Raw genomic sequence first — 14,454 nt, 5'->3', positions numbered from 1 at the left:
GCCAGAGCTACGACCGATGGTTTTCGACGAACACAGCTTCAAATCCCTGATCCGCCCTGTGCCGGATTTCCCCAAGCCCGGCGTGGTGTTTCGTGACATCACCCCGCTGTTCCAGTCGCCCAAGGCTCTGCGCCTGGTAATCGACAGTTTCGTGCACCGCTACATCGACGCCCCGTTCAGCCATATCGGCGCCATGGATGCGCGCGGTTTTCTGATCGGTTCCATCGTTGCCCACCAGCTGAACAAGCCGCTGATCCTGTTCCGCAAGCAAGGCAAGCTGCCCGCCCATGTGCTGAGCGAGGGTTACCAGACCGAATACGGCGAAGCGTTCCTGGAGGTGCATGCCGACAGCCTGTGCGAAGGCGACTCGCTGGTGCTGTTCGACGACTTGATCGCCACCGGCGGCACCCTGATCGCCGCGGCCAATCTGGTTCGGCGCATGGGGGCCGAGGTGTTCGAGGCCGCCGCGATCATCGACCTGCCCGAGTTGCAAGGCTCGCAGCGTCTGCAGGACGCCGGCGTGGGCACCTTCTGCCTGACCCGCTTCGCGCTCGACGAGCGCTAGCGCTCGTTGCAGCACCACTGCGACGTCGCACCACAGGCCATCCGATGCAGTCCCCGACGGAATGTTGCGGTCCACATCCACAGCATCCACTCACACCTGGAGACGACATGACTCATTCTGCATTGGTAGTAGGCGCAAGCGGTATCGTCGGCAGCGCGACTTCGCGACTGCTGCTGGATCAGGGTTGGCAGGTTGCCGGACTGGCGCGCAAGCCCAACGTGGCCGAAGGGGTTACCCCTGTGCAGGCCGACCTGATGGACCCAGCCTCCCTGGCCACGGCACTGGCCGAGCTGAAGCCCAGCCACGTGTTCTTGACCACGTGGGCTCGCCAGGATACCGAAGCGGAGAATATCCGTGTCAACGCCGCCATGGTGCGCAACGTGCTCGATGCGCTGCGCGCGGCGGGCAGCGTCAAGCATGTAGCCTTGGTGACCGGCCTCAAGCACTACCTGGGCCCGTTCGAAAACTACGGCAAGGGCAGCCTGCCACAGACACCCTTCCGTGAGGAACAAGGCCGCCTGGACGTCGAGAATTTCTATTACGCCCAGGAAGACGAAGTGTTCGCCGCCGCCGAGCGCGATGGCTTCACCTGGAGCGTGCATCGCCCCCACACCATCACCGGTGTCGCGGTGGGCAACGCCATGAACATGGCAACCACCCTGGCGGTGTACGCGTCGATCTGCAAGGCCACCGGGCGGCCGTTCGTGTTCCCCGGTTCGCGCGTGCAGTGGGACAGCCTGACGGACATGACCGATGCTCGCCTACTGGCCAAACAACTGCTGTGGGCCAGCACGACGCCTGCCGCGGCCAATCAGGCGTTCAACGTGACCAACGGCGACGTGTTTCGCTGGAGCTGGATGTGGCAGCAGATCGCCGACTGGTTCGGTGTGCAGGCTTCGCCCTTTCCCCAGCAGGTCACGCCCCTGGCCGAGCAGATGGCCGACGATGCGGCGGTGTGGCAGCAGCTGGCTCAGGAGCATGGCCTGCTGGAAGCCGATATCGACCGCCTGGTTTCACCATGGCACACCGACGCCGACCTGGGCCGGCCCATCGAAGTGGTGACCGACGTTTCCAAGAGCCGCCGCTTGGGCTTCAAGGAGTTCCAGGCCAGTGACCAGGCGTTCTTCGATGTGTTCGAGAAGCTGCGCAGCGAGCGTTTGATTCCCTGAGGCGACGTATGAGATATGCTGGCGGTCTGCCTCACTGATTCGGACCCACGCAATGAACGTTCTCAAACGCGCCCTGCTCGACCGCAAGCTGAAGAAGGCCCTGGCGGCACGCAAGTGTCGCCTTGACTGCGGCAGCCGGGGCCTGCGCAATGGTATCGAGCTGACCCTGGAAGAAGGCGTCAAGCTGCATGACGTCAAGCTGTTCGGGCAGCGCCTGAGCATTGGTGCACACACCGCCATCATGAGCGGTGCCGAGTTGCACGAGGTGTCCGAAATCGGACGCTACTGCTCGATTGCGGCCGGCACGGTCATCGGTCACAGCCGCCAGTCCCACCCGCTGGGCTGGCTGTCTACCCATAGCAAGCTCTTTGCCCTGCGGGCGGCTCGGACTCCCGAAGTCGCCGGCTACTACGTCAGTACCCCGACCACCCTGGGCCATGACGTGTGGATCGGGCGCGACGCCATGCTCATGGACGGGATCAGCATCGGCACGGGTGCCGTGGTTGGGGCTCAGTCGCTTGTGAACAAGGACGTACCGCCTTACGCCATCGTCGCCGGCACGCCGGCACGGGTTATTCGCTACCGCTTCGACCCCGAAACCATCGAGCGGCTGCTGGCCAGCCAGTGGTGGGAACTGCCGCCCGAGGCACTGGCGGAACTGCCAATGGAACAGCCCCAGGCGCTGCTCGAGACGCTGGCCGACACGCCTCCAGCCAGCCTGAAGCCGCGCAGGATCAAGCTGCACAGCGCAACATGGCGCATCGAAATGCTCTGACCTGCGGCAGCTGCCGGCTCTCATCCATGAAGAATGATTGAATCCCGGCTGTGACGTGCCTGTCTCAACTGCACATTCATTGCGCGAACGAGAGGCCGGTATGGACCTGGGAATCAAGGGGCGTGTGGCGCTCATCACTGGCGGCAGCGGCGGCCTGGGCCTGGCAACAGCGAGGCTGCTGGGTGAGGAAGGCGTTTTTGTCGTGTTGAGCGACAACGATGCAGACAAGCTCGAGCAAGTAGCCGCCCTGTTGCCCGAGACAGTGCTGAGCGTGGTAGCCGATGTGACCGACCAGCAGCAAGTCGACCATCTCGTGGCTCAAGCCGAAGCACGCTTTGGCCAGATCGACATTGTCGTCCACACCGCTGGCGTCACCGGGGCCAAGGGCGACCCACTGGCTTTGTCCGACGCCGATTACCAGGAAGCCTGGAGCACTGACTTCTTTTCCGCCGTCCGCGTGGCGCGGGCCACCATTCCGAAAATGCGTGAGCGAGAGTGGGGACGTTTTGTCTGCATTACCTCGGAGAATGCGGTGCAACCGTACTGGGAGGAAGCGGTGTACAACGTGGCCAAGGCTGCGCTGGCGGCGTTCGTCAAGAACCTGTCCTACAAGGAAGCGGGATTCGGCGTGCTGTGCAACACCGTCGCGCCTGCCTTCATCGAGACGCCCATGACCGATGGCATGATGGAGCAGCGCGCGCAGCAGATGGGCACCTCATTCGAGGAGGCGATCGAGAGTTTTCTCGAAGAGGAACGCCCTGGCATCGTGCAAAAACGTCGGGGCAAGGCCGAGGAAGTCGCTGCGGTGATCGCGCTGCTGGTGTCGGAGAGAGCGTCATTCGTCAATGGCAGCAATGTGCGCGTCGACGGTGGCTCGGTGACAGCCGTGCAGAACTGAAACCTGTGATGAAAAAACCTCCCGGCAGGCGTACTGCAGGGAGGTTTTTTCTTGCAGCGCGATAGCCGAGCGGCAATCAGGCCAAATCGTTTTGCGCCTTGCCAGAACCCAGGTCCGCGCCGGTAACCGGGTTGGCGTCCGGATCGGACTCGGTACGCAACTTCAACGCTTCCAGCACCTTGGCATCCTTGGCGCTCAATACCACCGACGCACTGCCGTCACCGCCGTCCACGGCCGGTTCCGGCTCGGCCACGAACTCCCACTCTTCACCCTGGTTCCACGGGCCGCGTACATTGGGTTCGCCGGACATATTGAAGTACTTGTTGGTGAACTCCGGCATGCCTGGCAACTTGCCTTGGGGAAAGTTGGGTTGAATGGCATGCAATGCGTTTTCGAATGACAACTGGTGGGCGATTTCCCGAGTCATCAAGAATCCCAATGCTTCTTTCACGCCTGGATCGTCGGTGACATTCATCAAGCGCTCGTAAACAATCTTTGCCCGTGATTCAGCGGCAATATTGGAGCGCATATCGGCAGTCGGTTCGCCAATGGTATCTATATAAGCAGCGGTCCAAGGAACGCCTGCGGAGTTCGTCAGGGGAGCACCGGCGCCATACAGCAGGCTGGTGATATGGGAATCATTGCCCGCACCATTGATTGCACGGTACAACTCGCCTTCTTCCTGAACACCTTCTGCCAACTGGCCTTTTGCGCCCTTGTTGAGCATGACGATGATCGAACCGACGATCTCCAGATGGCTGAGTTCCTCGGTGGCGATGGACATCAGCAGATCCTTGCGGCCCGGATCATCCTCGGCCAGGGCCTAGGTAAAGTAACGTGCCGCCGCGGCCAGTTCACCCTGGGCACCGCCGAATTGCTCCAGCAACAGGTTGGCCAAACCTGGATTGGGTGCCGCGACACGCACTGTGTATTGCAAACGCTTGTTGTGCAAGAACATTGTGGTTTCCTCAGGCTGATCTAATTATGAATCGGCACACGCTCGCTTCCGATGGAGAGGAGACTTCGGAACAGCACCATCATAGGTAGGAAACAACAACACCCGGTTAATCCCATTTAATTGTCGCTACCGGATCAATGGTTGTATGGGCAAAGAATAACTACTGGCCTATTGATTTGAACAACAGCACTCATAGTTTGCGTGCGATATATATTAAATAGTTTAAAACTTACACCTATACCACGCACCAATACCGACCCTGTAGCAGCGGCTCAAGCCGCGTCAGCGGCCCACACGGTGAGCCGGGAGCACACTGTCGCGCCCAGACTCAGCATGCCCCGCCGCCACGATGACATTCGACCCGTCAGTGGGATTTCCCGAAGAGTTTCTTGCCCAGGCTGACCACTGCCAATACGGCGGCGCCGGTAAGAATGCCGGTCAGCGCGTCGACCAGAGTGCTGGCCACCGTGCCCATCAGCCCGCCGCCAGCCAGCGCCACCGCCGCCTCACTGACGTGATGCACGAACGGCAGGCCATGCGCGATGATTCCGCCGCCCACCAGAAACATGGCAATGGTGCCCAGTATCGACAGTACCTTCATCAGCACGGGCGCCAACCACAGCAGCCCGTTGCCCAGCGCCTGACTGGCCGCGCCGGTCTTCTGCTTGAGGTAGAGGCCAACGTCGTCGAGCTTGACGATGCCGGCCACCAGCCCATAGACACCTACGGTGATCAGCACAGCAGTGATCACCAGCACGCCGACCTGGTCCAGGAAGGGCCTCGTGGACACCACGCCCAATGCCAGCACGATGATCTCCGCCGAGAGGATGAAGTCGGTGCGCACCGCACCTTTGATCTTGTCCTTCTCGAACGCCACCATGTCGACCTTGGCATCGGCCATGGCGGCCTTGCGCTGCTCGAGGTCGGCGGCCGAATCCTTGTGCAGGAACTTGTGCACGACCTTCTCGAAGCCTTCGAAGCACAGGTACGCGCCGCCGATCATCAACAGCGGCGTGATCAGCCAGGGCGCGAATGCGCTGATCAACAGCGCTGCCGGTACCAGGATCGCCTTGTTCAGCAGGGAACCCTTGGCCACCGCCCAGACCACCGGCAGTTCACGGTCCGCCTTGACCCCGGTGACCTGTTGGGCATTGAGCGCCAGATCGTCGCCCAGCACCCCGGCGGTTTTCTTCGCGGCCAGGGAAACGTCGTCGAGCAGAGTCGCGATATCGTCGAGAAGCGTCAGCAAATTGCCTGCGGCCACGGGGAGCATCCTCATGAGTAAGTTAGGTGGCTGACGCACGGGGGTCGGCTAAGTTCCCTGCCGGGCCATTGTTGAGGGCTCGGCAACGCCGGTGCTACCATCGCGGACCCTGCAGCACAGCTGGGGTCCACCGCGCAGAAACAAGGACTTTTGCCCACCATGAGCAGTATTCGCGAGCGCAACAAGGCACTGATTCTGCGCGCGGCCAGTGAGGAATTCGCCGACAAGGGTTTCGCCGCCGCCAAGACCCACGACATCGCCAGCAAGGCCGGCGTGCCCAAGCCCAACGTCTACTACTACTTCAAGTCCAAGGAAAACCTCTACCGCGAGGTGCTGGAAAGCATCATCGAGCCGATCCTGCAGGCGTCCACGCCGTTCGATACGGCAGGCGAGCCGCAGGAGGTGCTGCGTGCCTATATCCGCTCCAAGATCCATATCTCCCGCGCCCTGCCCTTCGCCTCGAAAGTGTTCGCCAGCGAAATCATGCATGGCGCGCCGCACCTGAGCGCCGATCAGGTGGAGCTGCTCAATGCCCAGGCCCGGCACAACATCCAGTGCCTGCAGACCTGGATCGATCGCGGCCAGATCGCCCCGGTCGACCCCCATCACCTGATGTTCAGCATCTGGGCCGCAACCCAGACCTACGCCGACTTCGATTGGCAGATCGCTTCGATCACCGGCAAGGCGAAACTGGACGACGCCGATTACGAAGCCGCCATCGACACCATCACGCGCCTGGTGCTCAAAGGCTGTACGCCGGATTAGCCCAGGCTGGGCAAGGCTTGGCGCACGGCCTTGCACCCGCGCGGCAAAGCTCCTACGCTGTGCGCCTCTTCGGGAAGCACCTTTCTATGACCACTCTGCGTGATCGCCTGTACGTCGTCGTTTTTCAAAGCGACACCCCTGCCGGACGGCGCTTCGACAAGACCTTGTTGCTGATCATCCTCGCCAGCCTGCTGGTGGTGATCATCGACAGCGTCGAGACCGTCCACAGCCAGTATGCCGACCTGTTCGCCTGGATCGAATGGGGCTTCACTTTCATCTTCGCCGTCGAATACCTGCTGCGCCTGTACTGTTCGCCCAAGCCTCTGCGCTACGCGTTCAGCTTCTACGGCCTGATCGACCTGCTGGCGATCGTGCCCGGCATCCTGGCCATCTACTACAGCGACGCCCAGTACCTGATGATCGTGCGCGTGGTGCGCATGCTGCGGATCTTTCGCGTACTCAAGCTCAGCCCTTATCTGAAGCAGGCCAACTACCTGCTGGCAGCCCTGCGCGGCAGCAAGCAGAAGATCATCGTGTTTCTGGTCAGCGTCAGCACCCTGGTCACGGTATTCGGGACTTTGATGTATGTGGTCGAAGGGCCGCAGAACGGCTTCGCCAACATTCCCACCGGCATCTACTGGGCCATCGTCACCCTGACCACCGTCGGCTACGGCGACATCGTGCCGACCACGCCGATCGGCCAGGTGCTCTCGGCCATGGTGATGATCACCGGTTATTCGATCATCGCAGTGCCCACCGGCATCTTTACCGCCGAACTGGCCAACGCCATGCGTGGCGAGGGCCTGCAGCACGAGTGCGCGGTGTGTCACAAAGGCAGCCATGAGCAGGCAGCGTCCTTCTGCTCGCAATGCGGCAATGCCTTGTTCAAAAAAGCGCTATAAGCACAGCAGTTTTTGATCTAACCGTGCCCATCATGTCGAGGTAGCCGCGCAGGCATAATGCCGCCTATTTCCAAGAACGCTCGAAGAGGGAACTGCAGTGAAGAAATTGATCGGTGCCTCGCTGTTGGCGGCAGGCTTGACCCTGACCGGCCTGGCCCAGGCCGCCCCCAGCCTGCTCAACGTCTCGTACGACGTGATGCGCGACTTCTACAAGGACTACAACAGCGCCTTCCAGAAACACTGGCAGGCTGAACACAACGAAGCGATCACCGTGCAGATGTCCTTCGGCGGTTCGAGCAAGCAGGCGCGCTCGGTGATCGATGGCCTGCCGGCCGATGTCATCACCATGAACATGGCCACCGACATCAATGCCTTGGCCGACAATGGCAAGCTGGTGCCTGACAACTGGGTCACGCGCCTGCCAAACAACAGTGCACCGTTCACCTCGGCGACCGTGTTCATCGTCCGCAAGGGCAACCCCAAGGCGCTCAAGGACTGGCCCGACCTGCTCAAGGACGGCGTGCAGGTCATCGTCCCCAACCCCAAGACGTCCGGCAACGGCCGCTACACCTACCTGTCGGCGTGGGGCTATGTGCTGAAGAACGGCGGCGACGAAAACAAGGCCCGCGACTTCGTCGGCAAGCTGTTCAAGCAGGCGCCGGTACTCGACACCGGCGGCCGCGGTGCAACCACTACGTTCATGACCAACCAGATCGGCGATGTGCTGATCACCTTCGAGAACGAAGCGGAAATGATCGCCCGCGAGTTCGGCCGCGATCAGTTCGAAGTGGTCTACCCCAGCGTGTCCGCCGAAGCCGAGCCGCCGGTCAGCGTGGTCGACAAGGTGGTCGACCGCAAAGGCACGCGCGCCGCAGCCGATGAATACCTGAAGTACCTGTGGTCGCCCGAAGGCCAGGAGATCGCTGCAAACAACTACCTGCGCCCCCGCGACCCTGCGGTGTTGGCCAAGTACACCGACCGCTTCCCAAAGGTTGAATTCCTCTCGGTGGAGAAGACCTTCGGCGACTGGCGCAGCGTGCAGAAGACCCACTTCAACGACGGTGGCGTGTTCGACCAGATCTATACCGGCCAGTAACGGCGGTCAACGCTGGCTGGCCTGCTTCACGCCGGCCAGGGTTCAGGGATGCATGCGCCCCAAGCCAGCCGGCACACCGGTGGTGTCGGTGGCTTCCCAGGGCCCCTTGGGACTGGTGGCCCAGCTCCAGCCATCATTCCACCGGTAGTAGGTACGCTGCCGGTAGTAGGTGTCGGGCTGATCCTCAAGCACGTAGACGCCCAGGCTCGGGTCCCAGTGACTGGCACCACCGGGCGGCGGCGCGAAGCTGGCCGAGGTGCGTGGCAGGGGCTTGGGTGCAGGCGGTGTGGGCGGCGCAGGCGGGGGCGGCGCCGTGCTCGGTCCGGCTGGTGGCAGGGTCTGCACCGGCGGCCGGGGCTCCGGTTCGGACGGGCGCTGTACGGCGCAGGCACTCATGCCCAGGGCCAGGCCGATCACGGCCATTCGAGCTAAACGGTTCATGGCATCTCTCTAAAGGTCGGGACTGTCGATCATCAATTGCTGCACGGCGGCGCTGTCACTGGCAATCGGCGCACCGCGTGCCAGCCATTCGCCCTGAGTGGGCTGGCCGGCCCTGGATATCCGGGCGATGAGTTGGACTTCGGCAAAGTTCGACAGTTTCAGCTGTGGCATCATCGCGTCGCTGTCCGCCAGCTCGACCTGCGCCGGGAGGTCAGCGACCGTCAGGCGCTTGACCGCCAGCGGCATCGGTGGCCCGGACACCGCGCGAGCAAAGACGAACACGCTGTCACCCGGCTGCACCTTGGCGGCCAGCGCGGGCGCCAGCGTCACCCGCACCTTCAACCCGGCGCGCGCTGGCGTGGGCCGCGAGGCTGGCGGTGTGTCGGCGGACGCCAGTTGGCTACGAGCGCGCGCGATTCCACCCTGCAACGCCGTGCGCGCCGGGTCCGCATCCGGCAACGTTGCCAGCAGCCGCTCCCAGTAGCCGATGGCTTGTTCGAAGCGCTGACTCTCGAAGGCGGCGATGCCGAGCAAGCCAAGGCTGGTCGGCTCCTTCGGATCGCCCAGCAGGGCTTCGTCGGTCAACGCCTGGATGGGTTCGGACCACTGCCTGCCCGCAGCAAAATACAGCGCCTGCGCCCACTGCCCCAATACCTCGGGCTGCCGCCCGGTCAGGGACGCCGCACGCTCGAACAGCGCGGCTGCTTGCGCTGGGCGATTCTGCGCCATGTAGGTTCGTCCCAGGATGTAAAGGCCCTCTACGGCCTCTGGCTGCATCTGCACCGCCTGCTCCAGGCGCGCCGTCATCTGCGCCACGGACGTGGGCGGCACGGCGAACTCGCGGCTCAACTCGACCTGGTCGCTGGCGCCGTAATGCAGGTACAGCACCAGCCCCAGGACCGGCACCAGCAGCGCCGCAGCCAGCGGAACCGCGCGGCCCAGGCGAACATCCGAAGCCGTCTGGCTGCCGTCGGTATCGGTAAGCAGCTCACGGGCCGCTTCCGCCTGGCCGCTTTCCAGCTGTGCGGGAGTCAGTACACCCGCCCTTTGCTGGGTGTTCAGCTCGGCCAGTCGCTCTTGGTACAGCGCCACGTTGAGTGCCCTACGATCTTGCTCGGGCTGCTCGCGACGAGCCCGCAGCAACGGCACCAGCACGAAACTCAGTGCTACCAGCAGCAACACCCCGGCAGCGAGCCAGAAATCGATCATGGGCGGTCTTCATCCAGCGGTTTTTGGGCAAGCAAGTCAGCCAGGCGAGCCCGCTCGCCCGGGTCGAGATCGCGCGGGCTGGTGGCCGGTTGCCGACGTCGGCGGCGCACCGTCACCGCGATCACCCCCACGCCGGCCACGAGCAACGCCGCCGGGCCGAACCAGAGCAGCCCGGTGCGCGCGGTCAGCGCCGGTCTGTAGCGGACGAATTCGCCATAGCGGTCGACCATGAACTCGATGATCTGCTCGTCGCTCTTGCCTTCGGTCAACAGCCGATGGATCTCCCGGCGCAGGTCGCCGGCAATGGGCGCATTGGAGTCGGCGATGTCCTGGTTCTGGCACTTCGGACAACGCAACTGCTGAGTCAACTGGTGAAAGCGCTCGCGCAAGTCGTCATTGGCGAACCTATAGGTGTCGATGGCGGCGTGCGACGCTCCGGCCAGGCTCGACAGCAGCATGCAGGTCAGCAGCCAGCGTTTCAGGTTCATGGTCGGGCCTCGTCGAGCAGCGCCTGGTACAGCGGCGCCAACTGCTCGCGCCATACGGTCTGGTCGATGACACCCACCCACTTGTGGCGAATCACCCCGCGGGCGTCGATGAGAAAGGTCTCCGGCGCGCCGTATACGCCCAGATCCAGGCCCAGAGTGCCGTCCTTGTCATTGATGTCCAGCGCGTAGGGGTTGTGATAGTCCGCCAACCAGCGGCGCGCGGCTGCGTTGTCATCCTTGTAGTTGATGCCGTAGATCAGCACGCCCTGCCGGGCCAGCGTGTTGAGCAGCGGATGCTCGACCCGACAGGCCACGCACCAGGTGCCCCAGACATTGACCAGTGCGGGTTTGCCCAGCAGGTCGGCGCGGGTCAATGTCCGTTCGCCCGGGGTATCGGCCAGGCTGAACACGGGAAACGGCTTGCCGATCAGCGCCGACGGCAGCTGTGCCGGGTCCAGGTGGAGGCCGCGGTAAAGCAGCACCGCCACTATCAGGAATGCGCCCAAGGGCAGCGCCAGCAGCCAACGCTTCATGCCGGGGCTCCTTTGCCGAGTACGTCACGCACGCGCGCTTTGACCTTGAGCCGATAGCGCTTGTCCAGCGCGGCGAGCAATCCCCCCAGCCCCGTCAGCAACCCGCCCAGCCAGATCCAGCGTACGAACGGCTTGACGTGGATGCGTACGGCCCACGCACCGTTTTCCAGCGGTTCACCCAGGGCAACGTAGAGGTCGCGGGTAAAACCGGCGTCGATGCCTGCCTCGGTCATCACCGATTGCTGAACGGTGTACAAACGCTTTTCGGGATGCAGCAAGCTGACCTGTATACCCTCGCGCAGGACCTGGACGCTGCCACGCTGAGCGGTGAAATTCGGCCCGCGATGAGACTCGGCACCGTTGAAGATGAATTGATAGCCACCCAGTTCCACTGCATCGCCCGGTGCCATGCGCAGGTCGCGCTGGGCACTGTCGTGGCTAGACAGCACCACGCCCAAGGCACAGACGGCGATGCCCAAGTGGGCCAGTTGCATGCCCCAGTAGCTGCGCGGCAAGCCAGCCAGGCCTCGGCGAAGGCCCGTGTGACGGGTCTTGTCGTGCAGGTCGCGGGCACCGGCCAGCAGCACCCAGGCAGCCAGCGCAAAGATGGTCAATACCGGCCAGGCAAAATCCCCTAGGCACCACGCTGCCAGCGGCGCCAGCACGGCACTGCCAATCAGTACTGGCACCAGCATGCCGCGCAGCCAGGCCGTGGGTGTGTGTTTCCATCGCACCAGCACACCGACCGCCATGGTCAGCATCAGCAGCGCCATCAAGGGCACGAACAGCGCATTGAAATAGGGTGGGCCGACCGACAGCTTGGCGCCGGTCAGGGCATCCAGGGCCAGCGGATACAACGTACCCAGCAGAATCATGGAGGCGGCTACCAGCAGAATCAGGTTGTTGCCCAGCAGCAGGGTTTCGCGCGACCACAGGCCGAAGCCCACGTGACTCTTGACCACCGGCGCGCGCAGCGCAAACAGGGTCAGCGAACCACCCACCACGAACAACAGGAAGATCAGGATGAACACCCCCCGCGTTGGGTCGGACGCGAACGCGTGCACCGAGGTCAGCACGCCCGAGCGCACCAGGAACGTTCCCAGCAGGCTCAGGGAAAACGCGGCGATGGCCAGCAGCACCGTCCAGCTCTTGAACACGCCGCGCTTCTCGGTGACCGCCAGCGAATGGATCAGCGCGGTACCCACCAGCCAGGGCATGAACGAGGCGTTCTCCACCGGGTCCCAGAACCACCAGCCGCCCCAGCCCAGTTCGTAGTACGCCCACCATGAGCCCAGGGTGATGCCGATACCCAGAAAGCTCCATGCCACCATCGTCCAGGGACGTGACCAGCGTGCCCAGGCCGCGTCCAGCTTGCCGCCCAGCAGCGCGGCAATGGCGAAGGCAAAGGCCACCGAAAAACCGACGTAGCCCATGTACAGCATGGGCGGGTGAACGATCAGGCCGATGTCCTGCAGCAAGGGGTTGAGGTCGCGGCCGTTGGCGGGAATCTGCGGCAGCACCCGAGCGAAGGGATTGGACGTCAGGATCAGGAACAGCAGGAAGCCGACGCTGATCATGCCCATCACTGCCAGCACCCGCGCCAGCATCACCTGCGGCAACTGCCGCGAGCCGATCGACACGGCGAAGGTCCAGCCGCCCAGGATCAGCGCCCACAGCAGCAACGAGCCCTCGTGTGCACCCCATACCGCGCTGAACTTGTAGTACCAGGGCAAGGCGCTGTTGGAGTTTTCGGCCACGTAGCGCACGGAAAAGTCGTCGTTGAGGAAACTTGCGGCCAGGCAGGCGAACGCCAGCACCAAGAACGTGAACTGGCCCCACGCAGCTGGCCGCGCCAGGCCCATCCACAGCCGGTCGCCGCGCCAGGCACCAACCAACGGCACACTGGCCTGCACCAGGGCCAGACACAGCGCCAGGATCATCGACAATTGGCCCAGTTCGGGCACCAGCAGTGCAGCGATCATGGCGAAGCTTCCATTCGGCCGGAGTCTTTCAAGGCTTTGGTGACTTCCGGGGGCATGTATTTCTCGTCGTGCTTGGCCAGTACCTCGTCCGCCTGCACCACGCCGGCAGCGTTCAGGGTGCCGAGGGCGACGATACCCTGCCCCTCGCGAAACAGGTCGGGGAGGATGCCGCGGTAGGTGATGGTGACGCTGCGCTGGAAGTCGGTAACCACGAAGCGGACATCCAGCGAGTCGCCGGAACGCTGCAGCGAGCCCCGCTCGACCATGCCGCCGGCGCGAATGCGCGTGCCCACCGGCGCCTCGCCATTGGCGATCTGGGTCGGCGTGTAGAACAGGTTGATGTTCTGCTGCAATGCACCCAGGGCCAGGCCCACGGCAAGCGCGACACCTGCCACCAGGGCGAGGATGAGCGTCAGGCGTTTTTTGCGTAGCGGATTCACGGTCGACCCTCCCGGCGCAGACGTCGCGCTCCCTGTTGCAGGTGACGTCGCCGGGCCAGCAGCGGTCCGGCCACGTTGACCACCAGCACCAGCAGGCACAGGCCATAGGCCGACCAGACGTAGACGCCGTGGCGCCCCATGCTCAGAAACTCGCCGAACGAATCGAAGCTCATGGCGCGGCCTTCGTTTTCAAGGCACCGGCCAGGTACTCCCGGACCCAGCGGCTGCGGGCTTCGCGTCTGAGCACCTCCAGGCGCATGCGCAACAACAGCACGGCGCCGAAGAAACAGTAGAAGCCGAGCACCGTGAGCAGCAGCGGCAACCACATCTGCGCGGGCATCGCCGGTTTTTCGGTCAGGCTGAACGTGGCGCCCTGATGCAGGGTGTTCCACCACTGCACCGAATACTTGATGATCGGAATGTTGACCACGCCAACGATGGCCAGTACCGCACAGGCCTTGGCCGCGTTCTCGCGGTTGCCGATGGCCTGCCCCAGGGCAAGCAGCCCCAGGTAGAGGAACAGCAGGATGAGCATGGAGGTCAGGCGCGCATCCCAGACCCACCAACTGCCCCACGTCGGTTTGCCCCAGATGGCGCCCGTGGCCAGCGCCAACACGGTCATCCAGGCGCCCACCGGTGCAGCGCATTGCAGCGCGATGTCGGCGATCTTCATCTTCCACACCAGCCCCACCACGCCGGCCAGCGCCATCATCACGTAGCAGGACTGGGCAAGCATGGCTGCTGGCACGTGAATGTAGATGATGCGAAAACTGTTGCCCTGCTGGTAATCCGGCGGCGCGAAAGCCAGCCCCCAGACAACGCCCGTGCCGATCAGCAGTGCCGCCGCCGCGCTCAACCACGGCAGCAGGCGTCCGCTCAGGGCATGGAATGCCTTGGGCGAGCCGAGCTTGTGAAACCACGTCCAGTTCATCACCTTGTTTTTCATGACCCCGTATCCAAAAGCATGAG

General features: G+C 63.4%; 16 protein-coding genes and 1 pseudogene. 7 read left to right on the top strand and 10 right to left on the bottom strand.

The window, feature by feature from the left end:
- Window positions 1-16 precede the first annotated feature (16 nt).
- The 4 genes from H7993_RS12195 to H7993_RS12180 all read left to right on the top strand — a co-directional run bounded on the left by H7993_RS12195 (window position 17) and on the right by H7993_RS12180 (window position 3,407).
- Window positions 17-565 (top strand): adenine phosphoribosyltransferase, encoded by a 549-nt coding sequence (locus H7993_RS12195; protein WP_122475837.1) that lies wholly within the window; start codon window positions 17-19, stop codon window positions 563-565.
- Between the two features lie 107 nt (window positions 566-672).
- Complete coding sequence (locus tag H7993_RS12190; protein ID WP_185794531.1) at window positions 673-1,734, top strand: SDR family oxidoreductase; 1,062 nt, start codon at window positions 673-675, stop codon at window positions 1,732-1,734.
- Window positions 1,735-1,786: 52 nt separating this feature from the next.
- Entirely contained in the window at window positions 1,787-2,509 is a 723-nt protein-coding gene (locus H7993_RS12185; protein WP_185794530.1) for a CatB-related O-acetyltransferase, read from the top strand.
- A 100-nt stretch (window positions 2,510-2,609) separates the two neighbouring features.
- The gene (locus H7993_RS12180; protein ID WP_122475843.1) at window positions 2,610-3,407 is read left to right on the top strand and encodes an SDR family NAD(P)-dependent oxidoreductase; all 798 of its coding nucleotides are present in this window, start codon (window positions 2,610-2,612) and stop codon (window positions 3,405-3,407) included.
- A 76-nt stretch (window positions 3,408-3,483) separates the two neighbouring features.
- Here the strand turns inward: H7993_RS12180 and H7993_RS12175 are convergent.
- Window positions 3,484-4,365: pseudogene (locus H7993_RS12175) on the bottom strand (manganese catalase family protein).
- Between the two features lie 364 nt (window positions 4,366-4,729).
- Window positions 4,730-5,629, bottom strand: coding sequence for a DUF808 family protein (locus tag H7993_RS12170; RefSeq protein ID WP_185794529.1), 900 nt, complete (start codon window positions 5,627-5,629; stop codon window positions 4,730-4,732).
- A 159-nt stretch (window positions 5,630-5,788) separates the two neighbouring features.
- Between H7993_RS12170 and H7993_RS12165 the strand changes: the two genes are divergently transcribed.
- The 3 genes from H7993_RS12165 (at window position 5,789) to H7993_RS12155 (ending at window position 8,392) form a co-directional block, all read left to right on the top strand.
- Window positions 5,789-6,394, top strand: a complete 606-nt coding sequence (locus H7993_RS12165) for a TetR/AcrR family transcriptional regulator (protein WP_185794528.1) — start codon at window positions 5,789-5,791, stop codon at window positions 6,392-6,394.
- 86 nt (window positions 6,395-6,480) lie between these two features.
- Entirely contained in the window at window positions 6,481-7,296 is an 816-nt protein-coding gene (locus tag H7993_RS12160) for an ion transporter (protein ID WP_122475850.1), read from the top strand.
- A gap of 97 nt (window positions 7,297-7,393) precedes the next feature.
- Complete coding sequence (locus tag H7993_RS12155) at window positions 7,394-8,392, top strand: sulfate ABC transporter substrate-binding protein (RefSeq protein WP_122475851.1); 999 nt, start codon at window positions 7,394-7,396, stop codon at window positions 8,390-8,392.
- 42 nt (window positions 8,393-8,434) lie between these two features.
- Here the strand turns inward: H7993_RS12155 and H7993_RS12150 are convergent, their stop codons facing one another.
- From H7993_RS12150 to H7993_RS12115, 8 genes are read right to left on the bottom strand one after another with little or no spacing between them, the layout of a single operon-like run.
- Window positions 8,435-8,833: a hypothetical protein gene (locus H7993_RS12150; protein WP_185794527.1), complete on the bottom strand. Its 399-nt coding sequence runs from the start codon at window positions 8,831-8,833 to the stop codon at window positions 8,435-8,437.
- A 9-nt stretch (window positions 8,834-8,842) separates the two neighbouring features.
- The gene (gene ccmI / locus H7993_RS12145; protein ID WP_185794526.1) at window positions 8,843-10,042 is read right to left on the bottom strand and encodes a c-type cytochrome biogenesis protein CcmI; all 1,200 of its coding nucleotides are present in this window, start codon (window positions 10,040-10,042) and stop codon (window positions 8,843-8,845) included.
- A complete protein-coding gene (locus tag H7993_RS12140) occupies window positions 10,039-10,524 on the bottom strand; it encodes a cytochrome c-type biogenesis protein (RefSeq protein ID WP_244647046.1) in 486 nt (161 codons plus the stop codon). Before H7993_RS12140 ends, ccmI begins: the two co-directional genes overlap by 4 nt.
- Before the next feature lie 2 nt (window positions 10,525-10,526).
- The gene (locus H7993_RS12135; RefSeq protein ID WP_185794524.1) at window positions 10,527-11,063 is read right to left on the bottom strand and encodes a DsbE family thiol:disulfide interchange protein; all 537 of its coding nucleotides are present in this window, start codon (window positions 11,061-11,063) and stop codon (window positions 10,527-10,529) included.
- On the bottom strand, window positions 11,060-13,030 hold the full coding sequence (locus H7993_RS12130; RefSeq protein WP_185794567.1) for a heme lyase CcmF/NrfE family subunit: 1,971 nt from the start codon (window positions 13,028-13,030) through the stop codon (window positions 11,060-11,062). Before H7993_RS12130 ends, H7993_RS12135 begins: the two co-directional genes overlap by 4 nt.
- An 11-nt stretch (window positions 13,031-13,041) precedes the next feature.
- Window positions 13,042-13,485, bottom strand: a complete 444-nt coding sequence (ccmE, locus tag H7993_RS12125) for a cytochrome c maturation protein CcmE (protein WP_122475863.1) — start codon at window positions 13,483-13,485, stop codon at window positions 13,042-13,044.
- Window positions 13,482-13,658, bottom strand: a complete 177-nt coding sequence (ccmD, locus tag H7993_RS12120) for a heme exporter protein CcmD (RefSeq protein WP_185794523.1) — start codon at window positions 13,656-13,658, stop codon at window positions 13,482-13,484. Before ccmD ends, ccmE begins: the two co-directional genes overlap by 4 nt.
- Window positions 13,655-14,419: a heme ABC transporter permease gene (locus tag H7993_RS12115; RefSeq protein WP_185794566.1), complete on the bottom strand. Its 765-nt coding sequence runs from the start codon at window positions 14,417-14,419 to the stop codon at window positions 13,655-13,657. The genes ccmD and H7993_RS12115 overlap by 4 nt, the downstream gene beginning before the upstream one ends.
- Window positions 14,420-14,454: the final 35 nt, after the last annotated feature.

The sequence above is a fragment of the Pseudomonas baltica genome (assembly GCF_014235765.1).
GTDB classification, from domain to species: domain Bacteria; phylum Pseudomonadota; class Gammaproteobacteria; order Pseudomonadales; family Pseudomonadaceae; genus Aquipseudomonas; species Aquipseudomonas baltica.
Note: the sequence above shows the minus strand (reverse complement) of the source record. Positions and strands in the feature narration are given on the sequence as shown.